Source organism: Spirillospora sp. NPDC047279, assembly GCF_040643285.1.
GTDB lineage: Bacteria > Actinomycetota > Actinomycetes > Streptosporangiales > Streptosporangiaceae > Spirillospora.
In genome coordinates this window covers 190213-215632 of sequence record NZ_JBEYUA010000004.1, presented here as the reverse complement: position 1 = coordinate 215632, position 25420 = coordinate 190213, and the positions used below count along the sequence as shown (strand labels likewise).

The 25420-nt window shown below is 72.4% G+C and carries 25 protein-coding genes; 2 read left to right on the top strand and 23 right to left on the bottom strand.

Annotated elements, in window-relative coordinates:
* Nucleotides 1-85 precede the first annotated feature (85 nt).
* The 5 genes from trmD to ffh all read right to left on the bottom strand — a co-directional run bounded on the left by trmD (nt 86) and on the right by ffh (nt 4086).
* Entirely contained in the window at nt 86-919 is an 834-nt protein-coding gene (gene trmD, locus ABZ810_RS11375) for a tRNA (guanosine(37)-N1)-methyltransferase TrmD (protein ID WP_358402097.1), read from the bottom strand.
* The gene (gene rimM, locus ABZ810_RS11370; protein ID WP_358402095.1) at nt 916-1431 is read right to left on the bottom strand and encodes a ribosome maturation factor RimM; all 516 of its coding nucleotides are present in this window, start codon (nt 1429-1431) and stop codon (nt 916-918) included. Before rimM ends, trmD begins: the two co-directional genes overlap by 4 nt.
* Nucleotides 1432-1594: 163 nt before the next feature.
* On the bottom strand, nt 1595-1837 hold the full coding sequence (locus tag ABZ810_RS11365) for an RNA-binding protein (protein ID WP_151568089.1): 243 nt from the start codon (nt 1835-1837) through the stop codon (nt 1595-1597).
* Between the two features lies 1 nt (nt 1838).
* Nucleotides 1839-2312, bottom strand: coding sequence for a 30S ribosomal protein S16 (rpsP, locus tag ABZ810_RS11360; RefSeq protein WP_358402093.1), 474 nt, complete (start codon nt 2310-2312; stop codon nt 1839-1841).
* A gap of 208 nt (nt 2313-2520) precedes the next feature.
* Complete coding sequence (gene ffh, locus ABZ810_RS11355; RefSeq protein WP_358402091.1) at nt 2521-4086, bottom strand: signal recognition particle protein; 1566 nt, start codon at nt 4084-4086, stop codon at nt 2521-2523.
* A gap of 315 nt (nt 4087-4401) precedes the next feature.
* On the opposite strand from ffh, the gene ABZ810_RS11350 reads away from it, so the two are divergent.
* Both ABZ810_RS11350 and ABZ810_RS11345 read left to right on the top strand, forming a co-directional pair.
* Nucleotides 4402-4998 (top strand): RNA polymerase sigma factor, encoded by a 597-nt coding sequence (locus tag ABZ810_RS11350; protein WP_358402089.1) that lies wholly within the window; start codon nt 4402-4404, stop codon nt 4996-4998.
* 52 nt (nt 4999-5050) lie between these two features.
* Nucleotides 5051-5962: a hypothetical protein gene (locus tag ABZ810_RS11345; protein ID WP_358402087.1), complete on the top strand. Its 912-nt coding sequence runs from the start codon at nt 5051-5053 to the stop codon at nt 5960-5962.
* A 36-nt stretch (nt 5963-5998) separates the two neighbouring features.
* Here the strand turns inward: ABZ810_RS11345 and ABZ810_RS11340 are convergent, their stop codons facing one another.
* From ABZ810_RS11340 to coaD, 18 genes are all read right to left on the bottom strand, one after another.
* Nucleotides 5999-8524 carry a [protein-PII] uridylyltransferase gene (locus ABZ810_RS11340; RefSeq protein WP_358402085.1) on the bottom strand — a complete coding sequence of 842 codons (2526 nt, stop codon included), beginning with the start codon at nt 8522-8524 and terminating at the stop codon, nt 5999-6001.
* 4 nt (nt 8525-8528) lie between these two features.
* Nucleotides 8529-8867, bottom strand: coding sequence for a P-II family nitrogen regulator (locus tag ABZ810_RS11335; RefSeq protein WP_358402083.1), 339 nt, complete (start codon nt 8865-8867; stop codon nt 8529-8531).
* Nucleotides 8868-8869: 2 nt separating this feature from the next.
* On the bottom strand, nt 8870-10207 hold the full coding sequence (locus ABZ810_RS11330; protein ID WP_358402082.1) for an ammonium transporter: 1338 nt from the start codon (nt 10205-10207) through the stop codon (nt 8870-8872).
* Nucleotides 10208-10498: 291 nt separating this feature from the next.
* On the bottom strand, nt 10499-11659 hold the full coding sequence (gene ftsY, locus ABZ810_RS11325; protein ID WP_358402080.1) for a signal recognition particle-docking protein FtsY: 1161 nt from the start codon (nt 11657-11659) through the stop codon (nt 10499-10501).
* A 120-nt stretch (nt 11660-11779) separates the two neighbouring features.
* Nucleotides 11780-12739 carry a DivIVA domain-containing protein gene (locus ABZ810_RS11320; RefSeq protein ID WP_358402078.1) on the bottom strand — a complete coding sequence of 320 codons (960 nt, stop codon included), beginning with the start codon at nt 12737-12739 and terminating at the stop codon, nt 11780-11782.
* Between the two features lie 4 nt (nt 12740-12743).
* Nucleotides 12744-13952: a globin domain-containing protein gene (locus ABZ810_RS11315; RefSeq protein ID WP_358402076.1), complete on the bottom strand. Its 1209-nt coding sequence runs from the start codon at nt 13950-13952 to the stop codon at nt 12744-12746.
* Between the two features lie 228 nt (nt 13953-14180).
* A complete protein-coding gene (locus ABZ810_RS11310; protein ID WP_358402074.1) occupies nt 14181-14597 on the bottom strand; it encodes a globin domain-containing protein in 417 nt (138 codons plus the stop codon).
* Nucleotides 14598-14724: 127 nt separating this feature from the next.
* Entirely contained in the window at nt 14725-15573 is an 849-nt protein-coding gene (locus ABZ810_RS11305; RefSeq protein ID WP_358402072.1) for a glycoside hydrolase family 16 protein, read from the bottom strand.
* A 169-nt stretch (nt 15574-15742) separates the two neighbouring features.
* Nucleotides 15743-16453, bottom strand: a complete 711-nt coding sequence (locus ABZ810_RS11300; protein WP_358402070.1) for a response regulator transcription factor — start codon at nt 16451-16453, stop codon at nt 15743-15745.
* Between the two features lie 553 nt (nt 16454-17006).
* Entirely contained in the window at nt 17007-20675 is a 3669-nt protein-coding gene (smc, locus tag ABZ810_RS11295) for a chromosome segregation protein SMC (RefSeq protein WP_358402068.1), read from the bottom strand.
* Between the two features lie 386 nt (nt 20676-21061).
* On the bottom strand, nt 21062-21259 hold the full coding sequence (locus ABZ810_RS11290; RefSeq protein ID WP_358402067.1) for a hypothetical protein: 198 nt from the start codon (nt 21257-21259) through the stop codon (nt 21062-21064).
* Nucleotides 21260-21436: 177 nt separating this feature from the next.
* Nucleotides 21437-21718: an acylphosphatase gene (locus tag ABZ810_RS11285; protein WP_358402848.1), complete on the bottom strand. Its 282-nt coding sequence runs from the start codon at nt 21716-21718 to the stop codon at nt 21437-21439.
* Between the two features lie 91 nt (nt 21719-21809).
* Nucleotides 21810-22712 carry a bifunctional DNA-formamidopyrimidine glycosylase/DNA-(apurinic or apyrimidinic site) lyase gene (mutM, locus tag ABZ810_RS11280; RefSeq protein ID WP_358402065.1) on the bottom strand — a complete coding sequence of 301 codons (903 nt, stop codon included), beginning with the start codon at nt 22710-22712 and terminating at the stop codon, nt 21810-21812.
* Entirely contained in the window at nt 22705-22905 is a 201-nt protein-coding gene (locus ABZ810_RS11275; RefSeq protein ID WP_358402063.1) for a DUF1737 domain-containing protein, read from the bottom strand. The genes mutM and ABZ810_RS11275 overlap by 8 nt, the downstream gene beginning before the upstream one ends.
* 10 nt (nt 22906-22915) lie before the next feature.
* Nucleotides 22916-23671 (bottom strand): ribonuclease III, encoded by a 756-nt coding sequence (rnc, locus tag ABZ810_RS11270; RefSeq protein WP_358402846.1) that lies wholly within the window; start codon nt 23669-23671, stop codon nt 22916-22918.
* A gap of 324 nt (nt 23672-23995) precedes the next feature.
* Nucleotides 23996-24175, bottom strand: coding sequence for a 50S ribosomal protein L32 (gene rpmF / locus ABZ810_RS11265; protein ID WP_358402061.1), 180 nt, complete (start codon nt 24173-24175; stop codon nt 23996-23998).
* 3 nt (nt 24176-24178) lie between these two features.
* Nucleotides 24179-24763, bottom strand: a complete 585-nt coding sequence (locus ABZ810_RS11260; protein ID WP_358402059.1) for a YceD family protein — start codon at nt 24761-24763, stop codon at nt 24179-24181.
* A gap of 77 nt (nt 24764-24840) precedes the next feature.
* Complete coding sequence (coaD, locus tag ABZ810_RS11255; RefSeq protein ID WP_358402057.1) at nt 24841-25320, bottom strand: pantetheine-phosphate adenylyltransferase; 480 nt, start codon at nt 25318-25320, stop codon at nt 24841-24843.
* Nucleotides 25321-25420: the final 100 nt, after the last annotated feature.

The window sequence follows — 25420 nt, the reverse complement described above, 5'->3', positions numbered from 1 at the left end:
ACCTCGTACATGGGGGCGTCGAGCCGCGCGAAGTGGATCTTCTTTGAAGGTCTGCGCGCCGGGCATGCGATACACGGCGGACGCTCTAGTGTGCCATATGTTCGCCGTCCACCGGAAAACCGGCGTCGGCGAGGACCTGGCGATCATGCTTGTCGAGATCGCCTGGATCGAGCCTGGCGGCCAGTTCGGGCCGGTTGGCGACCGTACGGCGCAGTGCCTGGTCACGGCGCCAGCGGGCGATCGCCCCGTGGTTGCCCGACAGCAGGACGTCCGGGACGGCGCGGTCCCGCCAGACCGGTGGCTTGGTGTAGACGGGCCCCTCCAGGAGCGACTCCATGGCGCCCGGCGCGAACGAGTCGTCGGTCACCGAGTCGAAGTTGCCGAGGACGCCCGGCACCAGCCGGCTGATCGCCTCGACCATCACCAGGACGGCCACCTCGCCGCCGGCGAGCACGAAGTCGCCGAGGCTGACCTCGTCGACCCGCATCCGGACGCGCGCCTCCTCGACCACCCGCGAGTCGATGCCCTCGTACCGCCCGCAGGCGAAGATCAGCCACGGCTCGGCCGCGTACTCCACCGCGAGTGCCTGGGTGAACGGCCGCCCGCTCGGCGTGGGGACCACCAGCCGCGGCACCACTCCCCCGAGACCGCCGCCTCCGGCTTGGTCGCCGCCCGTGCTCGGGGGGCCGGCGGGCGGGGTCAGGGCGTCCAGGGCTTCGCCCCAGGGCTCGGGCTTCATGACCATGCCGGGGCCGCCCCCGTAGGGGGTGTCGTCGACGGTGCGGTGGCGGTCGTGGGTCCAGAGGCGCAGGTCGTGGACGTTCATCTCGATCAGGCCGTTGCGGCGGGCCTTGCCGAGGAGGGAGACGTCGAGGGGGGCGAAGTAGTCCGGGAAGATCGTGATGATGTCGAGTTTCACTGGTCGTCCAGGAGGCCCGCGGGCGGATCGACGACCAGGCGGCCGGACGCGAGGTCGACCTCGGGGACGAGGGCGGTGACGAAGGGCACCAGGGCCTCGCCGCCGCCGGGGCGGGCGATGATCAGGAGGTCCTGGCCGGAGTGGCGGACCTCGGACACGGTGCCGATATCGTCGCCGGCGACGGTGACGGCGGTGAGCCCGATCAGCTGGGAGTCGTGGAAGTCGTCCGGGTCGTCGGAGTCGCCGATGTCGGCGGGGTCGACGACCAGCCAGGTGCCGCGCAGGCCCTCGGCGGCGTCGCGGTCGGCGACGCCGGCGAAGCCGATCAGCAGGCGGCCGGAGTGCCAGCGCGCCCGTTCGATCGTGAGCGGCCCGGCGTCGGCGGGGTCGGTCGCGAGCTCGCTGCCCGGCGCGAACCGGCTTTCCGGGTCGTCGGTGCGGAGATCGATGGTGATCTCACCACGGATCCCGTGCGGCCGGCCGATGCGGCCGATCACGAGCTGGTCCTTCATCACGCGCATCCCTTGACCGGGCGCCGTCGCACGGAACGCCCCTATAACGGGCGACCGGCCCGGCGGCAGGGCCGTCCGGGCCGGTCACTTGCGGCCTGCGAGCCCGGCCGGGGGCCGGGCGCGGGCGAGGTCCCCGGCGAGGCGCCGGGGGAACGAGGGCCGCTCAGCGGACCTCGTTGACGTCGAGCAGGTCCACGCGCACGTAGCGGCCTCCGGAGAGGGCGCTGATGACCGTGCGCAGGGCCTTGGCGGTACGACCGCTGCGGCCGATGACCTTGCCGAGGTCCTCGGGGTGCACGCGCACCTCCAGGACCCGGCCACCCCTGATGCGGCGGGCGCGCACCCGGACGTCGTCCGGGTGCTCCACGATGCCGCGCACCAGATGCTCGAGCGCTTCTTCGAGCACGTCAGTCCTCGCTCTTGGCTTCGGTGGTCTCGTCGGACTTGGCCGGGGCCTCTTCCTTGGCCTCGGCCTTCGCCTTCTTCGGCTCGGCCTTCTTCTTGGTCTTGGTCGCCGTGGCGGCGGCCTCGTCCTCCTTGAAGGCCTCCTTGACGGCCGCCTCGAAGACCGACTTCTTGTCCGGCTTCGGCTCGGCCTTCCTGAGCGTGCCCTCGGCGCCGGGCTCGCCCTTGAACTTCTGCCAGTCGCCGGTGATCTTGAGGAGGTTGAGGACCGGCTCGGTCGGCTGCGCGCCGACGCCGAGCCAGTACTGCGCACGCTCGGAGTCGATCTCGATGAGCGAGGGCTCCTGCTTCGGCTGGTAAAGGCCGATCTCCTCGATGGCCCGACCGTCACGCTTGGTGCGGGCATCGGCGACGACGATCCGGTACTGCGGGTTCCGGATCTTCCCCAGACGCTTGAGCTTGATCTTGACTGCCACGGGTGTGGTGTTCTCCAGTTCACATACAGGGCTGAACGAGCCTCACCAGGTGGGGAACACCGGTTGCCGGCCGTTCAATGGATTTCCGGTCCGCTCAGGATCGAGAGAGGGCTCCTGGCGCTCCCGGGTTTTCCAGCCTGCCATTCTGCCAGACGATCGCGGAAAAAGCGCAATCGTGCGGTGACACGCGGCCACCCACGACGAACGTTTACTTTTTCTTGCGTCCTTGCAGCTTGCCGAGGTCGGGCATCTGGAAACCGGGCGGCAGCTGACCGGCCAGACCCGGCGGCAGCTGGCCGCCGAGACCGGGCGGCAGGCCGCCGTCCTGAGCGGCCGCGGGCTGCTGCCCGTCCTCCTGGGGGGCGGCGTTGCGCTTGCGCGGGTCGCCGCTGCGCTGCTTGCCCTTCTTGTTCTTCTGCGCCTTCGCGGCCTTGCCCGCCTTGCGGCGGCCGGGCATGCCGGGCAGGCCCATGCCGCCGGCCATCTGCCGCATCATCTTCTGGGCGTCGAAGAAGCGGGTGACCAGGCTGCTGACCTCGCCGACCTGGACTCCCGAGCCGCCGGCGATGCGGGCCCGCCGCGACCCGTTGATGATCTTCGGGTTGGCGCGCTCGCCCGGCGTCATGGAGCGGATGATCGCGGCGACCCGGTCGAGGTCCTTGTCGTCGATCTGGCTGACCTGGTCACGGACCTGGCCCATGCCGGGCATCATGCCGAGCAGGTTGCCGATCGGCCCGAGCTTGCGGATCATCATCATCTGCTCGAGGAAGTCGTCGAGCGTGAAGTCCTCGCCGGACGCGAACTTCGTGGTCATCTTCTCGGCCTGCTGGGCGTCGAACGCCTGCTCGGCCTGCTCGATCAGGGTGAGGACGTCGCCCATGTCGAGGATGCGCCCGGCCATGCGGTCCGGGTGGAAGACCGAGAAGTCCTCGAGCTTCTCGCCGGTCGACGCGAACATGATCGGCCGGCCGGTGATGTGGCGGACCGACAGCGCCGCGCCGCCGCGCGCGTCGCCGTCGAGCTTGGTGAGGACGACGCCGTCGAAGCCGACGCCCTCCATGAACGCCTGCGCGGTGTTGACCGCGTCCTGGCCGACCATCGCGTCGACGACGAACAGGATGTCGTCCGGCCGGACGGCGTCGCGGATGTCGATCGCCTGCTGCATCATCTCGGCGTCGACGCCGAGGCGGCCGGCGGTGTCGATGACGACGACGTCGTGCTGCGCGTGCTTGGCCTGGTCGATCGAACGGCGCGCGACCGCGACCGGGTCGCCGACGCCGCTGCCCGGCTCGGGCGCGAAGACCGGCACCCCGGCCCGCTCGCCGACGACCTGGAGCTGCTGGACGGCGTTGGGCCGCTGGAGGTCGGCGGCCACGAGCAGGGGCGCGTGGCCCTCGGCCTTGAGCCACCGCGCCAGCTTGCCCGCCAGGGTGGTCTTACCGGCGCCCTGGAGACCCGCGAGCATGATCACGGTCGGCGGGGTCTTGGCGAAGCGGATGCGCCGCGTCTCGCCACCGAGGATGTTGATGAGCTCCTCGTTGACGATCTTGACGACCTGCTGCGCAGGGTTCAGCGCCTGCGAGACCTCCGACCCGGCGGCGCGCTCCTTGATCTGCGCGATGAAGTCCTTGACGACGGGCAGCGCCACGTCGGCCTCGAGCAGCGCGACCCGGATCTCGCGCGCGGTGGCGTTGATGTCGGCCTCGGAGAGGCGACCCTTGCTGCGCAGCGACGAGAAGACCGTAGTCAGCCGGTCGGAGAGCGTCTCGAACACGTGTCTGGACCCGTCCTTGGAAGCTTTCTGGGATCGCCTATCAGACTATCGGGTCGGTCGCCACGCCCCGGCCGATCACCGGGCCCGATCGCGCGTCCGGGTGCCCGTCCGGTCGAAGGTCCCGGCCCGACATCGGGTTTTGCGGGGTTGGAACGGCTCGTCCCGATTAGGTTGGCACGTACGCTGATGCGTTCAGGGTGCCCCGCCGCCCGTGGGGCCCCCGCCGGGCGCCGGCGGCACGCCTGATCTCGAATGCCCTGATCAACCCCCCGAAGGACGCAAGGTGACGACGTGGCCGCGCCGGCACGGAGACCCATGAGCGAACGGGTGACCACCCGGGTCGAGCCGCCGAGCCCGAATCTCGAGCTGGCCCTGGAGACCGCGCAGGCCGGCGACGAGACCGCGTTCCGGACGATCTACCGGGATCTGCAGCCTCGGCTGCTGCGCTACCTGCGGGCGCTGGTCGGCGCGGACGCCGAGGACGTGGCGGCCGACGCGTGGCTGCAGATCGCCCGTGACCTCCACACCTTCCGCGGGGACTACGACAAGTTCCGCGGATGGGCCTCGACGGTGGCGCGGCATCGGGCGCTCGACCACCTGCGCCGCGTCAACCGGCGTCCCGAGGCCACCGTCCAGATCGACGAGCTGACCGACCTCATCGGCCGGGACGACACCGAACGGGAGGCGCTCGACCGCCTCTCGACCGACGCCGCCATCGCCATGATCGGCACTCTTCCCCGGGATCAGGCCGAGGCGGTGCTGCTGCGCGTGGTCGTCGGGCTGGACGCCAAGGAGGCGGGCCGGGTGCTGGGCAAGCGGGCCGGGGCGGTGCGCACCGCGGCCTACCGGGGGCTGCACCGCCTGGCCGCCATGCTGGAGGAAGGGCCTGATGCCGGGACCGCCGACGGATGAACACGATCCCGGGTGTGACACGAAGCGGGGCGGCGGCGCTGAGAGGAATGAGATGAGTACGGATCGCCGGGACCTCGACCGCGACGCCGCCGAGCGCCTGCTCCGCGGCGGCGCCGGCCCGTCCGGCGACCCCGCGGAGCCCCTCGCCCGGCTGCTCTCAGCGGCCTCCTCGTCCGCTCGGGAGGACGAGCTGCTCGGCGAGGACGCCGCCGTGACCGCCTTCCTCACCGCGTCCCCCGACGGTTCCCGGACCGGCAGGCTCCCGCTGGCCCGGCGGCTCCTGACCGTCAAGATCGCGGCCGTGGGCCTGGCGGCCACGGCGGCCGGCGGGGTCGCGCTGGCCGCCGGCACCGGAGCCCTTCCGGTCAGGCCCGGCGAGCCGGCGACGACGCTCACGCCGGCCACGCCGCAGAGCGAGTCGCCGCGGTCGGAGGCGACGGCCGGGCGTGCCCCCGCCGACCGCTCCCCCGCCCACCTCCAGGGCCTGTGCGAGGCCTACGACGCGGCACGCCACCGCATGCAGCTGCTCCGCACGCCCGCGTTCGCGCCCCTGGTCTCCGCCGCGGGCGGCGTCGGCCACGTCCCGGACTACTGCGGGAAGGTGCTCAAGCCCGGCGACGGCAAGCACCCGAAGAAGATCGAACCTCCGGGCAAGAACGACCCGGGCAAGAAGCCCGACACCGGCAACGGAAACGACGCCGGCAACGGAAACGGCGCCGGGAATGGTGTCGGGAATGGCAACCGAAACGACCAGCGAGGCGACGATGACGGCGGCGCCAAGCCCTTCGGCGTCCAAAAGGACCGTGCCAACGGCCTCCACGGAATCGTTCCGCAGCCGCACGCCCCCGCACTCCCCGGCCCCGGCGGCCCGGACGGCCCCGGTGCCGACGACAGGTCAGGCTCCCCAGACCGGTGGAGGGGTGGTCGTGCCCCCGTGGCCGCCCCTCCGCCTTTCCCGTTCTGACCCCCGTGCCAGGCCGACCCGGCGCGGCGGCCGTGCTCAGTCGCTCAGGGCGTCGAGCACCTGGCGGCGTACGTAGGTCAGGGTCTCGGGGTCGGTGAGGACGCGGCCTTCGGCGTCCACCACGTAGAAGACGTCGACCGCCTCGGCGCCCAGGGTGTCGACCTGGGCGGCGCGGACCTGGAGGCCGCAGTCCCCCAGCGCCTGGCCGATGCGCCACAGGAGCCCCGGCCGGTCGTGGGCGCGCACCTCCACCACGGTGGCGGTGCTGGACGCGTCGTCGACGATCGTCACGCGCGGCGGCGGCACCACGACCCCGGGCCTGGCCCGTACGGCCCTGGCCCGGCGTTCCAGGCGTCCGGCCACGTCGAGCCGGTCGGCCAGCATGCGCCGCAGGTCGGCCTCCAGCGCGGCCGGGTCCGGCGGCGTGCCGTACTCGGGGACGGCGGTGAAGTCGAGCACGGCGGTCGTCCGCCCGTCCGCGGGCGTGGCGGTGGCGTTGACCGTGCGCGCGGTGCGGACGGCCAGGCGGTGCAGCGCGAGGACGCCTGACGCCCGCCACAGCAGCCCTGGACGGTCCGGGGCGGCGATGGTGATGCGCGAGTCCGCGACCCGGACGGCGACGCCGTCACGGCGCGCCAGGGCGAGCTGCTCGGGTGCCAGGGCGGGCGCGGGCGGCGGGGTGCCGCCGGACAGGGCGGCGATGGTGCGCCGGGCCAGTTCGGCGATCAGGCGCGCCTTCCAGCCGCCCCACGCCGCCGGTCCGGTGGCCTGGCCGTCGGCCGCGGCGAGGGCGGCCAGCAGCTCGATCACCTCGCGCTCCCGGCCGGGCACCGTCGCGACCGCTTTGATCACGGTCTCCACGGTGACCGGGTCGTCGATGTCGCGGCGGGTCGCGGTCTCGGGGAGCAGGAGGTGGTACCGGACGAGGGCCTCCAGCACCTGGACGTCGCCGGGCGGGAAGCCCATCCGGGCGCCCATGTCGCGCGCCACGACCGCGCCGCTCTGCGAGTGGTCGCCGGGCCAGCCCTTGCCGATGTCGTGCAGGAGCGCGCCGACGAGCAGCAGGTCGGGGCGCGCGACCTCGCGGGTGAGGGCGGCGGCGTGGCCCGCGGCCTCCACCAGGTGGCGGTCGACGGTGTAGGTGTGGACGGGGTTGCGCTGCGGCCGGTTGCGCACCCGTTCCCAGTCCGGGAGCAGCCGTACGATCAGGCCCGCCTGGTCGAGGGCCTCCCACACGCCGATCGCGGCGGTGCCGGCGCCCAGCAGCGACACCAGGGCGTCCCGGGCCGCGGGCGGCCAGGGCACCGACGGCAGCGCGGCGCTCTCGGCGAGCCGGTCGACGGTCGCGGGGGCGAGGGGCAGGTCGGCCTGCGCGGCGGCCGCGGCCACCCGCAGCACCAGCGCCGGGTCGTCCAGGTCGGCACCGCGGGCGAGGACGACCTCGCCCTCCTGCTCGACCGCGCCGTCGCCGACGGGGGTCCGCTCCACCGTGTTGCTCCGGCGGCCGCCCGTGAGGGGGCGCAGGAACGACTTGCGGCGCGGCGCGCAGAAACGCTCGACGCGCCGCCACAGGTGGTCGCCGGCGTAGGAGACGGTCCGGGCGGCCTCGGCGGTCGAACGCAGCAGGACGTTGGCGTCGAGCATGCCGAGGGCCTGCGCGACCGCCTCCTGTTCCTGGAGCACCAGCTTGTCGGCGGACCGTCCGGTGATGTCGTGCAGCGCGTGCCGGACGTCCAGCAGCAGGTCGTGGGCGGCCCGGACCCGGGCGCCGGGCGCGGAGGCGACCCAGGAGGCGGCGACCGCCTGCATGACGTGGACGTCGCGCAGGCCGCCGTGGGCCTCCTTGAGGTCGGGTTCGAGGAGGAACGCGAGCTCCCCCTGGCCCTCCCAGCGTTCCCGGCACATCTCGGCCAGCTCGGCCAGGCGGCGCCGCGCGTCGGCGCGCCAGTCGGCGAGGACGGCGGCGCGCAGCTCGTCGACGAGGGCGTGCTCGCCGGCGATGCGGCGGGCGGAGAGCAGGCCCAGCGCGGCCTTCATGTCGGTGCGGGCGACGGCCCGCGCCTCCTGGACCGTGCGCACGGAATGGTCGAGCCGCAGCTTGGAGTCCCAGATCGGGTACCAGACGCGGTCGGCGATCTCGGCGACGCCCTTGCGCCCGCGGTGCAGCAGGACCAGGTCGAGGTCGCCGCCGGGCGTCAGCTCGCGGCGGCCGTGGCTGCCCACGGCGATCAGGGCCACGCCCTCCGGCGCGGCGACCTGCGGCTCGTCGGCGGGCGCGGCAGAGGCGCGCGGGCCGGACTCGGGCGCGCCGGAAGCGGCCGCGTCCGCGGGGGTCTCGGCGGGGAACTCGGCGGGGAACTCGGCAGGGGGTTCGGCGGGGGGCGTGGCGGGGCCGGCGACGGCGGGGCCGTCCGCCTCGGCGGCGGACCCCGGAGCCCGCCCGGCGCCCAGCAGACCGGTGAGCCATCGGTCGAGTTCGTCGGCGCGGGCGGCCCGCGCAGCCGCCAGGGCTGCGCGGGCCGCGTCGCTCTGTCCCCCGACCGTTCCGTGAGCGAGGACCACAGCCCTACAGGGCTTCCGGTCCGGTCTCGCCGGTGCGGACGCGGACGACGGTCTCGACCGGGACGGCCCAGACCTTGCCGTCGCCGATCTTGCCGGTCTGCGCGGCCTTGACGATGACGTCGATGATGTCCTCGGCGTCCTCGGCCTCGACCAGGATCTCGACCCGCAGCTTGGGCACCAGGTCGACCTTGTACTCGGCGCCGCGGTAGACCTCGGTGTGGCCCTTCTGGCGGCCGTAGCCGCTGGCCTCGCTGACGGTCAGGCCCTTGACCCCGAAGGTCTCCAGGGCCGCCTTGACCTCGTCCAGCTTGAACGGCTTGATGACCGCAGTGATCAGCTTCATGGCTATGCCTCCACCTTCTTGGCAGCGCCCTCGGAGACCTTGGGGGCCGCCGGAATCGAGGCACCGACACCGGCGTGCACGCTACCGAAGTCGTATGCCGTCTCCGCGTGAGCGGTGCTGTCGATCCCCGCGATCTCGTCCTCCTCGTCGATCCGGAAGCCCATGATCAGGTCGATGACCTTGGCGATGATGAACGTCACGATGAACGAGTAGGCCAGGGTCGCGACGACCGCGATCGCCTGCTTGCCCAGCAGGCCGAGCCCGCCGCCGGCCAGCAGGCCGTCCGCGCCGGCGTCGTTGACGGCCGTGGTGGCGAGGATGCCGATCAGCAGCGCGCCGACGATGCCGCCGACCATGTGGACGCCGACGACGTCCAGGGAGTCGTCGTAACCGAACTTGTACTTGAGGCTGACCGCGAAGGCGCAGACCGCGCCGGCGACGAGCCCGATGGCGATCGCGCCCAGCGGGGTCACGAACGCGCAGGCCGGGGTGATCGCGACCAGGCCGGCCACGATGCCGGAGGCGATGCCGAGGGTCGTCGAGCTGCCGTCGCGCAGCTTCTCGACCACGATCCAGGCGAACGCCGCCGCGCAGGTGGCGACCATGGTGTTGATGAACGCGACCGCGGCGGTCGAGCCGGCCGACAGCGCCGAACCGGCGTTGAAGCCGAACCAGCCGAACCACAGCAGCGCGGCGCCGAGCAGGACGAACGGCAGGTTGTGGGGGCGCATCGGGTCGCGCGGCCAGCCCTTCCGCTTGCCCAGGACCAGGGCGAGAGCGAGGGCCGCCACACCGGCGTTGATGTGCACCACGGTGCCGCCGGCGAAGTCCAGGGCGCCCAGTTCGAAGATCCAGCCGGCCTTGCCGCCCTCCTCACCGTCGGACCACCACACCCAGTGCGCGATCGGGAAGTAGACCAGGGTGACCCACACCAGCGTGAAGATCACCCAGGCGCCGAACTTGGCGCGGTCCGCGACCGCACCGCTGATCAGCGCGACGGTGATGATCGCGAAGGTCGCCTGGAAGGCCACGAAGACCAGTTGCGGGATCCCGGTGCCGTCGTCGGCCGTGGCGACCGTCTCCAGGCCGACCAGGCCCCAGTCCTTGAAGCCGCCGATGAACGCGCTGAGCCCGCCGGCGTCGGTGAAGGTGAGCGAGTAGCCGTAGACGACCCACGCCATTCCCACGACGGCGATGCTGACGAAGCTCATCATCATCATGTTGAGCACGCTCTTGGCGCGGCTCATGCCCCCGTAGAAGAAGGCAAGGCCCGGAGTCATGAGCAGCACCAGCGCGGTGCTCACCAGCATCCAAGCTGTGCTTCCACTGTCGATTTTCATCTCGAAGAGAGCCCTCCTCGGCACGGAACGTTGGGTTGCTCCAGAGATTCGAGGTCGGCCGTTTCACCTGAAGGGCTCTCGTGTTTCGTCGGTGTGAAACCCCGTCGCACCATGTTTCGGCGGTGTTTCTAACACCTCACCGCATTACTCCGGAGACAGGCCGGCTCGCCGTTCTCGGGTGGAAGTTGCCCTTGGTGCGCGTGGGACCTGAATGAACGACGCCCCGACGGCCGGAGGGGCCGCCGGGGCGTCGAAACGTCGGTGCGGGCGCTGAGGCGCCACCGGACCGGCTCAGTCGCCGAGGATGGCGTCGACGAACGCCTCCGGCTCGAACGGGGCCAAATCGTCCGGTCCCTCGCCGAGGCCGACGAGCTTGACCGGGACGCCCAGCTCGCGCTGCACCTGGACGACGATGCCGCCCTTGGCGGTGCCGTCGAGCTTGGTGAGCACGATGCCGGTGACGTTGACCACCTCGGCGAAGACGCGCGCCTGCTGCATGCCGTTCTGGCCGGTGGTGGCGTCGAGGACGAGGAGGACCTCGTCGACCTCGGCCTGCTTTTCCACCACGCGCTTGACCTTGCCCAGCTCGTCCATCAGGCCGGTCTTGGTGTGCAGCCGCCCGGCGGTGTCGACGATCACGACGTCGACCTTGCTGTCGATGCCCTGCTTGACCGCGTCGAACGCGACGCTGGCGGGGTCGGCGCCCTCCTCCTTGCGGACGACCTGGGCCCCGACCCGGGCGCCCCAGGTCTGCAGCTGGTCGGCCGCGGCGGCGCGGAAGGTGTCGGCGGCGCCCATGACGACGGTGCGGTCGTCGCCGACCAGCACCCGGGCGAGCTTGCCGCAGGTGGTGGTCTTGCCGGTGCCGTTGACCCCGACGACCATGATCACGGCGGGCTTGTTGCCGTGCCGCCCGGTCTTGAGGGACCGGTCGAGGTCGGTGCCGATCTGCTTGACCAGCTCGTCCTTGAGGAGCCCGCGCACCTCCTCGGGCGTACGCGTGCCGAGGACCTGGACCTTGGTGCGCAGGTCCTCGGTGATCTGCCGGGCCACCGAGACGCCGATGTCGGCGCCGATCAGGGTGTCCTCGATCTCGTCCCAGGCGTCGTCGTCGAGGCGCTCGCGCGACAGCAGCCCGAGCAGGGTCTTGCCGAAGGTGCCCTGGGAACGGGCCAGCCGCGCGCGCAGCCGGACGAGGCGCCCCGCGGACGGCGGCGGCTTCTCGATCTCGACCTCGGGCGGCGCCGTGGGCGCCGGCGGCGCGCGTTCGGCGGGAGGCGCCGTGGCCTCTGCCTCATCGACGACGGTCGTGCCGCCCGGCGTGATGTCGGCAGGGCGCTCCGCGGATTCGGCCGGCGGGCGGGGCTTGCGGCGGGACGGCCGCAAGAACATGACACCGCCCACGATGAGGGCGAGAGCGGCGAGCCCGGCGATGAGGATCAGATATTCCATAGCGCATCCAGTTTTCCAGACCCCCGGCCATGCGCCGAACACGCCGCCCCGGTCATGAACGCACGTTCATGACCGGGGCGGGCGCGGACCGGGCGGTGGCCGGGCGGGCGGCGGACGGGATCAGGGGCGGTCGGGCAGCGCGGCCCGCTCGGAGTTCTCCCATTCGTCGACGTTCCGCAGCAACGCCTCCAGGTAGGAGCGCAGATGGGTGCGGTAGACGTCGCTGTAGGTCCGCAGATAGGCGATCTCGCGTTCCATCGACTGCCGTTCGTCCGCGGACAGCGACGTCTGCGTGAGGTGGGCGCCCTGCCCGACGGGTTCCATGGCGGTGCCCGACGACGGGCCGGGCCGGTCGTGCGGGGACTGTTCGCGCAGGGCCTGATCATGGAGGGCCTGTTCCGCGGCGGCGGCGGACCGCGCGGCGCGTTCGGCCACGTCGGCGGCCCGCTGCTGCGCCTCCTCCAGCATCAGCTCGGCCCGGCCGCGCGCGTCCGACAGGATCGCCTCGCGGTGGAGGCGGGCCTCGTGCGCCAGCTCGCGCGTGTAACGCTCGGCGTCCGCCACGTACAGGTCGGCGGTCTGCTGGGCAGACGACAGGATGCGCACCGCCTGGAAATGCGCCTCCTCGTGCGCCATCCCGCCGCGCCCGTCCGGGCCGGCGGAACCCAGCCGCTCGCGGAGCTGGGCCACCTCCTCGGCCAGCGCGGCCTTCTCGTTGCCGAGCTGCACCAGCTCGTTCTCGACGCGCAGCAGGAACGCCCGTACGTGGTCCTCGTCCAGGCCGCGCCTGCCGAGGGAGGCCCGCGCGAACGCCACCGAGCGCACCTCGCCGGCGGTCAGCCGGTCGGCGCGCTGGAGGCCGAAGCCGCCCGGGGTCCCGGGCGAGGGCGGCGCGCCCTGCGCCGGGAGGCCGGGCTCACCGGCGGGCACGACCGGGTAGGCCGACTGCTGGGGCAGGGGCTGTTCGGGGACGGACCACGCGGGGACCGCCCCGGGCCCGCCCTGGTCTGCCGGAAGGGATTCGTGGGCCGGCGAACCGGGTGTGTCGCCGAACGGGTCCGGAAGGTTCGGAGAGTTCAACGCTTCACCTCTCGGAGTCGACGAAGGTCTCGTACCTGATGCGGGAGTGCTCGACGCCCAGCCGCACCAGCTGCTCCACCGTGCTCGTGACCATTCCGGCCGGGCCGCAGACGTAGGCGTCGTGCCCGTGCCACGAACCCTGGCGGGCGAGTACGTCGGGGAGCGCGCCGTACTCGATGTCGGTGTCGTGCGGGCCCGAGCCCGGGGCGGGCACCTGGACGAGCGCCCCGTTCGGTCCCGGCCGCACGTCCATGGCGAACGACCCGCCGGGGGGCGGCGGCGCCTCGTCCGAGACGGTCGCGACCACGGTCAGCCAGGGCAGCTCGGCGGCGCGTTTGCGCAGGTCCTCCAGGTCGTAGAGCGCGTCCCGGGTGCGCGCGCCGAAGTACAGCCGGACGGGCGGCGGCGCCGCGCGCTGGGCGAGCTGTTCGAGGATCGCCTTCAGCGGGGCGAGGCCGGTGCTCCCCGCGACGAGCAGGACGTTCCGCGGCGACGCCTCGTCCAGCACCAGCGTGCCGATGGGCGCGCCCATGCGGAGCCGGTCGCCGGGCTGCAACGCCCGGACGAGCACCGGGCTGACGCCGCCGCCGTCGACCAGGCGCACGTGGAAGTCCACCGTGTTGTCGGGCCGCGGCGCGTTCGCCATCGAGTAGAACCGCCACTGCCGGAGCCGCGACGGCAGCTCCACCGCCACCGACTGGCCGGGCAGGTACGACAGCTGCCGGTCCGGTTCGACCCGGATGACGGCCAGGTCGAACCGCCGGCGCTCGACGCCGAGCACGCGGCCCTCCCACCACGGCGGGGTGCTGAGCGCGTCCTCGTCCGCTGCCTCCTGCATGACCTGGGCGAGCACGCCGTAGGCGGCGCCCCAGTCCTGTTCGAGCTCGGGCGTCCAGTCGGGGCCGGAGAAGTACTTCAGGGTCCGGACGAGGCTGGCGCCCACGTGCGGGTAGTGCTCGGCCACGATGCCGAACTTGCGGTGGTCCCGGCCGAGCTGCTGGAGGAACGGCACGAGCCGGGGCAGGTCGTCGACCTGAGAGACGATCCGTCCGAGCGCGCGGAGCAGCTTGTCCCGCTGCCCGCTCATCCCGATGGGGAACATGTCCCGCAGATGCGGGTTGCGCACGAACAGATCCGAATAAAAGAACAGCGCGACCGCGTCACCCTGCTGCGCGACCTGCGCGAAGTTGTCCTTCAACCGCTGTGCGTCCACGTCGGTCGTCTCCTGGTAGCGGTCATGATCAGGGGGCGACCCTACCGAGGGATGCGTACAAACAAGGACTTTTTACGCAAATGCGTCTGGTGTCACAGCAGTCACAGAGAGCCCGGCGCGGACGCGCGCGGTAAGGCCCGCCGGCGACGTCCCGTCGACCGGCGGACCCGCCAACGCACAAGGTCGAACGCCCTGCTCAGCGGTGTCCGACGCCCAGGGCGGGGCCGGTCAGACGGGCTGGTCGGCGGCTTCCGCGGCGGCCTCGGCCATCACCTGGGCGACCAGCCCGTACGCGGCGGCCCAGTCCTGCTCGAGCTCGTCGTTCCAGGCCGGCCCGCTGAAGTAGGCGAGGGTGGCGAGCAGGCTGGCGCCGACGACCGGGTAGTGCTCGTTGGAGACGCCGAAGCCCGCGTGGCGGCGCCCGAGGTCCTGGACGAACGGGACCAGCGCGGGGGCGTCGTCGACGAGCGACACGATGTGCGACAGCGCGGTGAGCAGCTTCTCCTGCTGCTTGACCATGGCGGCGGGGAACAGCGAGCGCACGGCGGGCTCGCGCTCGAAGAGGTCGGCGTAGAAGTAGGCGGCCACGTCCTCACCGTTCTGGCCGACCAGCGCGAAGTTGTCCTTGAGCCGCTGCGGATCCATGCGCTCACCTTCCAGGCCGTCGACTGGTGCGGGGCCGGTGCCCGCGCGCGGGGGTCCAGAACGACGGCCGGTCCACATGAGTAGTGGATCGATGGATCTTGCACAAGGGTTCCGCGCGGCGGGTCGTTCAGGAGGGCCGGTACATCCGGATCCAGTCGACATCGAGCGTCGCCGGGGCGCGCCGGTCGATCCCCTTCGCGGTGCGCCCGGTGTCCTGCGGGAACCAGTCGAGCTGGATCGTCTGGCCCATCGATCCCGGCGGCAGCGCGCGGCGCTCGTTGGTGTGGAACCAGCGGCGCCCGTCGATGAAGCCGCTCATGCTGCGCGGCGTCCACTCGACGGCGAACGTGTGCCAGCGGGTGAGGTCGGCGCGCACCGAGCCCGAGATGGTCCGCGGGCTGTCCTCGGGCCCGTAGTGCAGGAAGAACCGCGTGCCGCGGCGCCGCCCGTCGTCGATGGTCTCGGTGTAGTCGACCTCGCCGCCGCCGCCCTCGGGCGCGACGCCGCCGCCCCCGCCCAGCGGCCACAGCAGCAGCACGGGGTGGTAGCAGGCGCAGCCGCGCGACATCCGGACGCGCGCCTCCCAGCGCCCTTCCTTCTGCTCGCCGTCGAGCCAGGCCATGCCGCCCGTGGTGCCGTCCGCCGTGCCGGTGATGGTCAGGCGCCCCCCGCCGACCGTCACCGCCTTGGGGCTGCGCCGCCCCTGGCCCGCGTGCCCCTCGCCGTCGTAGACGAGCCAGGAGGAACGGTCGAGCGCCGTACCGGTGAAGTCGTCGGCGGCGACGGGCGTCCCCCAGCCGTACCGGGCCGCCGCGGTCGGCGGCGGGGCCTGCGTCTCGGGCGGCGCCGGCATCTCCACGTCGGGCCGGCGGGGCACGCTCGTGTCCTGCCCGGCGGCCACTCCCACCACCACCGTGCACAGCCCGACCAGGCCTATCCGCACCAGTCCGTCCAGCATCGCCACCGCCCCCAACATGAAAGTTACTCAACGGCGTCGCCGAACTCCAGGTTCGCTCGCGCCGGATGTCGCCGTCCGGCGAATTCATTGCCGGGGAATTGGACGGGATAGGGCCTTAGGGCCTCGGCGGACACCTTCTCCGGCCCCTACTCGGCGATCACCCGGGCCTCACAAGGAAAACCCCCGGTCAGCCGCCTGGAGGCACGCCCAGCCAGGTCACGATGGCGGCGGCCCTGTTCGGCGCCCCGAGTTTGGCATATATGCGGTTGATGTAGTTCTTGACGGTCTTCTCCGTCAGAAATAGCTTGGCCGCGATATCCGAGTTCGCATGTCCCTGAATAATGAGGTCCATCACTTCGATCTCGCGGGCGGAAAGGCCGAACCGCGCCCGGTGGCCCGTCGGGTCGGGCGGCGGCGCGGCGACCTGCCCGCCGCGGGTGGCCTCGATCAGGGCGGCGGACGCGACCTGGGAGAGCTGGGAGAGAGGGTGGGCGCGGTGCCGGACGGTCTCGCGGATCGCCACGGTGAGCTCCTCGATGGTGAACGTGTTGTGCACGAGATAGCCGACGGCGCCCTTGCGCACGGCGGTCGGCACCACGTCCGGGTCCTCTACCCGCGTCAGCATGATGACGCGGCTGACCCGGCTCAGCGCCTCGACCGCGTCGACGCCGTCGACGTGCGGCATGCGCACGTCCAGCAACGTCACGTCCGGCAGCAGCCGGCGCGCCTTCTCCATCGCCTCGGCGCCGTCGCCGGCCTCACCCACGACCTCGATGTCGTCGCCGGCCTCCAGTGCCATCACCAGGCCCGAACGGATGAACTGGTCGTCGTCCACGACGAGCACTCGGAAACGTTCGCCCTCGGCCGGTCCGTCGGGGGTAGCAGGATGCGCGTTCATCGATCCTTCTCCTGATCACCGCGGCTCGCCCGCCGGCCGCGTCCTCCCCCGCGAAGCGCACCGTGATCCCGGTGCCCGCCCCCGGCAGCGACTCGACGATCAGCTCGCGCACCTGCATCAGGAGCACGAACGTGAGGCGGATCCGGGGTCTCGATGGAGTCGCGCATCGAGGCGGAGGACAGCCCCTCGCCGCCCACCATCCCAGGGAACCTCCAGAAACCGGCGCCGACTGAGAAACACCGTTATTCCACACAATCGCCGCACTGCGAACACTAACCACTTTCGGCCCCGGAGGTCGCTATAATGCCCGCGAAAACCGGCGTTCCCGACGGCACCCGGCGGACCATGCCGCACCCGGGCGTTCACCAGGGCCCACGCGATGTGCCGCGGCGTCGTGGCCGGTGCACCGGGCGGCGTGCACTCGGCCCACACCGTGCGCACGAGTGCGGCAGGGTGGGCGTGACCGGCTACGTCCTCACCCCGGCGGCGGCCCCGACCGGCACAGCTGACCGGCACAGCTGACCGGCACAGCTGACCGGCACGGCGGGGCCGGTCAGGCGGGCTCGTGCTCGCGCAGGCGCTGGCTCACGACCTGGGTGACGCCGTCGCCGCGCATGCTGACGCCGTAGAGCGCGTCGGCGCCCTCCATCGTGCGCTTCTGGTGCGTGATGACGATGAGCTGGGACGCCTCGCGCAGCTCCTCGAAGACGGTCAGCAGGCGCTGGGTGTTGGTGTCGTCCAGCGCCGCCTCGACCTCGTCGAGGACGTAGAACGGCGACGGCCGCGCCTTGAACACCGCGACGAGGAAGGCGATCGCGACCAGCGACCGCTCGCCGCCCGAGAGCAGCGACAGCCGCTTGACCTTCTTGCCCGGCGGCCGGGCCGCGACCTCGACTCCGGTGGCGAGCATGTCCCCCGGCTCGGTGAGCGACAGGCTGCCCTCACCGCCCGGGAACAGCCGGGCGAAGATGCGCTCGAACTCGCGCGCGGTGTCGTCGTAGGCGGCGGCGAAGACCTGCTGCACCCGGTCGTCGACCTCCTTGACCACGGTCAGCAGGTCGCGCCGCGTCTTCTTGAGGTCTTCGAGCTGCGAGGTGAGGAAGGCGTGCCGCTCTTCGAGCGCAGCGAACTCCTCCAGCGCGAGGGGGTTGACCTTGCCGAGCTGGTTGAGCTGGCGTTCGGCGGCCTTGGCGCGCTTCTCCTGCTCGGCCCGCCTGTACGGGGTCGGCTGCGCGTCCTCGTCCGCCTCCGGGCCCGGCGGCACGTGCTGCTCCGGGCCGTACTCCGACACCAGCGCCTCGACCTCGAGGCCGAACTCCTCCAGCGCCCGCTCCTCGAGCTGTTCGAGCCGCAGCCGCTGCTCGGCCCGCGCGACCTCGCTGCCGTGCACCACGTTGACGAGCCGTTCCAGGGTGCCGGACAGCTCGCGGACCTGGCTGCGGACGACCTTGAGCTCGGACTCGCGGGCGGCGCGACCGCGTTCGGCGGCCTCGCGCTGCGTCACCGCCGCCTCCAGCGACAGGTCGATGCGGTCCAGGGCGGTGCGCGCCCCCTTGTGCACCGCTTCGGCGATCTTGGCCTGGCGTTCGCGGCGGGCACGCCGTGAGGCGGCGCGGGCCCGCTCCTCACGTTCGCGCCGGGCGCCGCGTTCGAGGGCGTCGGCCCGGCCGGAGATGGCCTGGACCCGCTCCTCGGCGGTACGGACGGCGAGCCGGGACTCCATCTCGACGGCACGCAACCGTCGGCAGCGTTCGTCGAGCTCGTCGCGCTGGTCGGTCTCGTCGCCCATCTCGTCGGCGACCTCGGCGGCCTCCTCCGACTCGGCGAGCCGGAGGGCCAGCTCCTCGGCGGCCTGCGTGTCGCGTTCGAGCGACTCGCTCGCGGCGTCGAGCGCCTTGGTCAGCCGCTCGACCTCGCCGCGCGCGGCCCGCACGCCGGCCTCCAGCCGCGCCGCGTGCTTGGCCTCCTGGGCGGCCTTGGCGTCGAACTCGCGCAGCCTGCCGCGGACCCGGTCGAGGTCGGACTGGGCCTGGTTGACGCCGGACTGCGCCTGGTTGACCGCGGACTGCGCGGCGTCCAGCGCGGACTGCGCGGACTGCTCGGCCTCCATGGCCGTCTCAAGCCCGGCGGCGCCGCGTTCGGCGCCCGCCTCGGCCTCCGCCAGGTCGCCGGTCGCCTGGTCGAGGGTGGCGCGCATCTGCAGCAGGCCCTGCCCGCCGCCCGCGGCGCCGCCCATCGCCCAGTGCGCGCCGAACAGGTCGCCGTCGCGGGTGACCGCGCGCAGGGCCGGCTCGCGGCGCACCAGGTCGGCCGCGGCGGCCAGGTCGTCCACCACCGCGACGTCGCCGAGCAGGTGCTCCAGCGCCGGCCGTACCTCGTCGGGAACGGTGACCGCGTCGATCGCGTGGTCGACGCCCGGGACCCGGCTCGTCGCGGCGCCGGGACCGCCGCCGACCAGGACTCCGGCACGTCCGGCGTCGCGCGAGCGCAGCAGCGCCAGCGCCGCCGCCGCGGTGTCGACCGAACCGACCGCGATGGCCTCGGCCGCGTTGCCCAGGGCCGCCGCGACCGCCGTCTCGTAACCGGGCCGTACGGTCAGCAGCGAGGCGACCGTGCCCAGCACGCCGTCCAGGGTGCCGTCCGCGCCCGCCGACAGCAGGGCCTCGCCGCCGTCGGCGGCGCTGGCCAGCGTCAGCTCCAGGGCCTCGATCCGCGCCTGGAGCGCGGCGACGCTCTTCTGCGCGGACTGGTCGGCCGAACGGGCGGCCGACACCGCCGACCGGGCGGCCTTGAGCTCCTCGCGCGGCCCCTCGACGCCGGCCCGCGCCTCCTCGACCGCCTCCTTGGCGACGGCCAGGCGTTCCTGCGCGACCTCGTGCTCGGCGGCGAGCTCGGGGTCCTCGACGACCTCGGCCTCGAAGGCCTCGAACTCGGCCTGCGCGGCCCCGGCCCGCTGCTCGGCCTCGGTGCGCGCCTCGGCCAGCCGGCCGATCTCCGACTCGCCCGCCTGCGCCCTGCTGCGCAGCGCCTCGACCCGGCCGCGCAGCCGGGCCAGCTCCTCGCGGCGGTCGGCGGCGGCGCGGGCGGCGCTCTGCAGGCGGCGTTCCTCGGCCTGGAGCGCGTCCTCGGCGACCGAACGTTCCTCGACCGCCCCGGCGAGCCCCTCCTGCGCCTCCTCCAGCGCGGCGCGGAGCGTCTCCTCCTGCTCGCGGATGGCGACGGCCTCGCGTTCCATGTCCTCGGGGTCGCGGCCGCGGCGCTCCTCGTCGCGCGCCTCAGCCGCGTTGCGGTGCCGTTCGGCGGCCAGGTCGGCGACGCCGCGCAGCCGCTCCTTCAGCGCCGACAGCTGGAACCAGGTGTCCTGCACCTGCGCCAGCCGGGGCGCCTCGGCGGCCTCGGCCGCCTCCAGCCCGGCCTCGCGCTCCTGCGCGCCGGCCAGCGCGCGCTCGGTCTCGGTGCGCCGCTCCCGGATGGCGGCCTCGTCGGCGGCCTCCTGGTCGAGCTTGGTCGTCAGCGTGACCAGGTCGTCGGCCAGCAGGCGCAGCCGCGCGTCGCGCAGGTCGGCCTGGATGACGGCGGCGCGGCGGGCGATCTCGGCCTGCTTGCCCAGCGGCTTGAGCTGCCTGCGCAGCTCGCCTGTGAGGTCCTGGACGCGGGTCAGGTTGGCCTGCATCGCGTCCAGCTTGCGCAGCGCCTTCTCCTTGCGCTTGCGGTGCTTGAGGACGCCCGCCGCCTCCTCGATGACCGCCCGGCGGCCCTCGGGTCCCGAGTGCAGGACGCGGTCGAGCTGGCCCTGGCCGATGATGACGTGCATCTCGCGGCCGATGCCGGAGTCGGAGAGCAGCTCCTGGATGTCCAGCAGCCGGCAGGAGTCGCCGTTGATGGCGTACTCGCTCTGCCCCGACCGGAACATCAGCCGGCTGATCGTCACCTCGGAGTAGTCGATCGGCAGGGCGCCGTCGGCGTTGTCGATCGTGAGCACGACCTCGGCGCGGCCCAGCGGCGGCCGGGTGGCCGTGCCGGCGAAGATGACGTCCTCCATCTTGCCGCCGCGCAGCGACTTGGCCCCCTGCTCGCCCATCACCCACGACAGCGCGTCCACCACGTTGGACTTGCCGGAGCCGTTGGGCCCGACCACGGCGGTGATGCCGGGCTCGAACTTGAGCGTGGTGGAGGACGCGAAGGACTTGAAGCCGCGCAGCGTCAACGTCTTCAGATACACGCGCCGTCAGTCCTCCTCCGGGATCCGCGCAGGGTCGGACCACTCCTTCACTCAATGTGCCATGATCTGCCCGATTGCGCGTCGCGAGCCCGCTAAACACGCCGCAAGGGAGATCAAGACAAGCGAGACCCCGCCCATGCGAGCATCGCGGGGCGGGGCGCACGAGGTCATCGATCTTCCACCCCAGGGCTTGGTCACGGAGAGTGACGACCGCCGACCCGAAGAGTCCCGGTACGTTCAAGCCTGGAATGGTCGTCCCCCTGTGTGCCGGGGACTCCAGAGGGGCGTCCCCCTGGGGAAACAGTGAAAACACTAAGGGCTGGGAACCGGGGAAGATGCCGTAAAAACGCCGGCCATGCCTCCCCGCCCAGCCCTAGGCGCCTCCGTTAAGTAAGCGCCGGTTCGCGGTCCTTCACTCCGAGCGACACGATGTCGTCGTCGGTCGCCGTCGCAAGCGCGTCGTTCTCTGCCTGAAGCCGTACGAGCTCGGCCTCCAGATCACGTACGCGCCTTTGAAGGCGCCGCATCTCCGCGACCATCCGGGGGTCGGGACCGCCGACGTGGCCGAGTAGAGCCTTCGCCATGACTAAGGGTCCTCCACGCTGAGTAACCAGCAGGGATCGCGCACAATGAGCAAATAAAGTCGGTGCGCGTATCGTCTAGAGTCGCACCGGCCGGTGTCCTGGTCAAGATGGACATCACGGGCCGGTAACAACCTGTCGTCACTAGTTTAGCAGGTACAAACCGGAAAACCCTACCGGTCACCTCTCGACGAACCCGGAGAGGCCGCCGCGGGGGTCGCTCCAGCGCTCGGTGACGCCCGCGACGCGTCCCGGGGTACCCGGACCCCGCAACGCCTCCAGCAGGCGCTCACAGGCCGAACGAGGGCCTTCGGCGACCACTTCCACCCTGCCGTCGCGCAGGTTGGCGGCGCTCCCCACGAGCCCGAGCTCCAGCGCCCTGGCCCGGACCCACCAGCGGAAGCCCACGCCCTGCACGCGCCCGCGCGCCCAGGCCGTGAGCCGTACGCTCTCGTCGCCCATCGTCTCCCCGCTGCTCAGGTCTCCACTGCTCAAGTCTCCGCCGCTCGGTCCGCCGCCGCTCGGTCCGCCGCCGCTCAGGCCCGTGCCCGCCCTAGTAGCGCGCCCGGCGGGGGCGCGGCTGGCACTTGGGGCAGCTGTAGGACGAGCGGTTCATGAAGACGTCGCGCCTGATCGCCGACCCGCACCGGCGGCAGGGCTCGTCGCGGCGCCCGTAGGCGTCCAGGGACCGGTCGAAGTAGCCGCTCTCCCCGTTGACGTCGACGTAGAGGCTGTCGAACGACGTGCCGCCCACGCGCAGGGCCGCCTCCATCACCTCGCGGGCGGCGGCCAGCACGCGGGACGCCTCGGCGCGGGTCAGCGTCTCGGTGGGCCGCGCCCAGTGCAGGCCGGCCCGCCACAGCGCCTCGTCGGCGTAGATGTTGCCGACCCCGCTGATCAGCGACTGGTCGAGCAGCGCCCGCTTGACGCCGGTGCGCCGGCGCCGCAGCGCGTGGAAGAACGCCTCGTCGTCGAAGGCGGCCTCGAGCGGGTCGGCGGCGATGTGCGCGATCGGCTCGGGCACGAACCCGTCGCCGCCCCCGACCAGGTCCGGGACCAGGTCGGTCACCATCAGGTGGCCGAACGTGCGCTGGTCGACGAAGCGCAGGTCGTGCCCGCCGTCGGTGAACGTGAGCCGGACGCGCAGGTGCTTCTCGCGCTCACGGGCCGGCTCGCCCACGAGCAGCTGGCCGCTCATGCCCAGGTGCGCCAGCAGCGCCTCGACCGGTTTGTCGCCGGGCTCGCCGGGGGCGGTCAGGGGCAGCCACATGTACTTGCCGCGGCGGCGGGGCGCCACGACCGTGCCGCCCGTCAGCCGGCCGGCGAAGTCGCCCGCGCCCGCCTCGTGCCGCCGGACCGAGCGCGGGTGCAGCACCTCGACGGCGTCGACCGTGCGTCCCGTCACCCAGCTCTCCAGGCCGCGCCGGACCACCTCGACCTCGGGAAGCTCAGGCATCTTCGCCTCCCGGAGCCGGGGCCAGCACCAGGGCCTGGCCGACGACGACCCGGACGCGGGCCGCGTCGAACGTCATCGTGGGCGCCCCGTACAGCTCGTAGCCCTCGTCCAGGAGCGCGCTGACGCGCCCGCAGAACTCGGCGTCGTCCGGACCGGTGATCATGCGGTAGCGGAGTCGAGGGGTGGAAACCATGCGACCCAGGTTACGACTGTCTGCCGGCGTGCCCGTTGTCGTCGCTGGTGCCGGCCGTCGCGGAGCCGTGCCCGTTGCCCCCGGCGGCGCCTCCCGCGGCGGCGTTCTCGCCGGCCTCGCGGGCCACGACGATCTCGCGGATCGCGTTCCAGGCGGCCTCGGCGGCGTGCTGCTCGGCCTCCTTCTTGCTGCGCCCCTCGCCCGAGCCGTAGGTGGTGCCGCCGACGCGGACCGAGGCGCGGAAGGTCTTCTGGTGGTCGGGGCCGCTCTCGGCGACGTGGTATTCGGGGACGCCGAGCTCCTCCACCGCCGTGAGCTCCTGCAGCGAGGTCTTCCAGTCGAGCCCGGCGCCCAGCCCGGCCGAACGGGTGATCAGCGCGTCGAACAGCCGGTGCACCAGCGCGGACGCCTCGCCCAGGCCGAGGTCGAGGTAGACGGCGCCGATCAGCGCCTCCAGGGTGTCGGCGAGGATCGAGGCCTTGTCGCGGCCGCCGGTGCCCTCCTCGCCCCGGCCGAGCCGGATGTGGGCGCCGACGCCGAGCCCGCGCGCGACGCCCGCCAGGGCGCGCATGTTGACCACCGCGGCGCGCAGCTTGGCCAGCTGCCCCTCGGGCAGGTCCGGGTGGTCGCGGAACAGGGTGTCGGTGACGACGAGGCCGAGCACCGAGTCGCCCAGGAACTCCAGGCGCTCGTTGGTGGGCAGGCCGCCGTTCTCGTACGCGTAGGACCGGTGGGTCAGCGCGCGTTCGAGAAGCTCGGGGGACATCTCGATGCCGAGCGCGCGGCTGAGCTCCGCACGATCCGCCGTGGCTTCGTGGTTCTTGCCGGTCACAGGCCCTCCTCGCAGGGCTCATTCCACAATGTGCGGTAGCCGCTACGGCGTGTGACGGCCGTGCCGACGCGAAAGCACCGTGCGAGGGAGGGTCCACGAAGACGAGGTGCGCGCCGGTTGATCATTCCCGGCGTGCACCACGGCCTCGGGCGCCGACCCCGGTGCCGGTCGCCACGCCGACGTCACTCGCCGGGTGGTCGTGTCACGTACCTCGAGGGGCGGCCGCCGTACGCGGACCCGCCCCCCGAGATTCGAAGATCAAGCCGACGGGGTGATGACCTGACGCCGGTCGTAGGTCCCACAGGTCGCGCACGCGGTGTGGGGGAGCTTCTGGTCGCGGCAGGTCGGGCACTCGACCAGGGTCGGCGCGCTGGTCTTCCACTGCGCGCGACGGTGCCGCGTGTTGCTGCGCGACTTCTTCCGCTTGGGGACGGCCACTGGTCAGCCCTCCTGCTTTCCTTCTCGTGGGTCGGTGAAACCTTGCAGCGCCGCCCATCGTGGGTCGGCGACGTCATGGTGGTGGTCCGGGCCGGCGTCCGCCAGCCGCGTACCGCACTCCGTGCACAGGCCGGGACAGTCGTCCCGGCACAGCGGGGACAGCGGCAGTGCGAGCAGCACCGCGTCCCGGAGCACCGGCTCGAGGTCGATGAGATCGTCCTCGAGGCGGAGCTCGTCGTCGTCCGCGTTCCCGCCGGAGCGGGTGTCAGGATAGACGAAGAGCTCCTGGAAGTCCGCCTCGAAGGTCGAGGCGATCGGGTCGAGGCAGCGGGCGCACTCCCCCTCCAGGGGGACCCACGCCGTGCCCGTGACGAGCACGCCCTCCAGCACCGCCTCGAACCGGAGATCCAGTTCGAGCTCGGCGCCCTCGGGCACGCCCACCATCTCGACGCCGAAATCCTCCGGTGCCGGCACGCTCAGGGTCTGCTCGCGGGACGACCCGGGTTGCCTGCTGAGAGCTCGGGTGTCGAGCACGAGCGGGGCATGGGGGTCGAGGCGAGACAGAGTGGTCCTGCTTTCGTGTGGCATGGCGAATTGCGGCCGTCGGTCGTGGCCGACTCCCCAGGGTACCGAACGCAGGCCCGCCAACCCAACTCGTGACCCGGTCAGCCCTCCTGGAGGCGCTTGACCAGACGCTCGTGAACGATCTCGGGGATCAGGCCGGAGACGTCGCCCCCGTACTTCACGATCTCCTTCATCAGGCTGGAGGAGAGGTAGGAGTAGAGCGGGTTGGTGGACATGAACATCGTCTCCACCCCCGCCATCCGGTGGTTCATCTGCGCCATCTGCAGTTCGTACTCGTAGTCGCTGACCGCGCGCAGACCCTTGACGATCATGGGGATGTCGTTCTGGCGGCAGAAGTCGACGAGCAGGCCGTGCCAGCTATCGATCTTGACGTTGCCGTACTCGCTGGTCACCTCTTCGAGCATCTGGATGCGCTCGTCGATGGCGAAGAGCCCCTGCTTGGTCTTGTTGATCAATACGGCGACGACCACCTCGTCGAAGAGGCGGGAGGCCCGGCTGATGATGTCGAGGTGTCCATTGGTGACGGGGTCGAACGAGCCCGGACAAACGACACGGCGCACGAGGTGGCTCCATCCTTGCGGTTGGCCTTCTGTGCAGGTGACGGCCTGCGGCGCGAAACTACCAAACGGGATTCGGTCGGTTCGCACCGGGTTTCCGCCG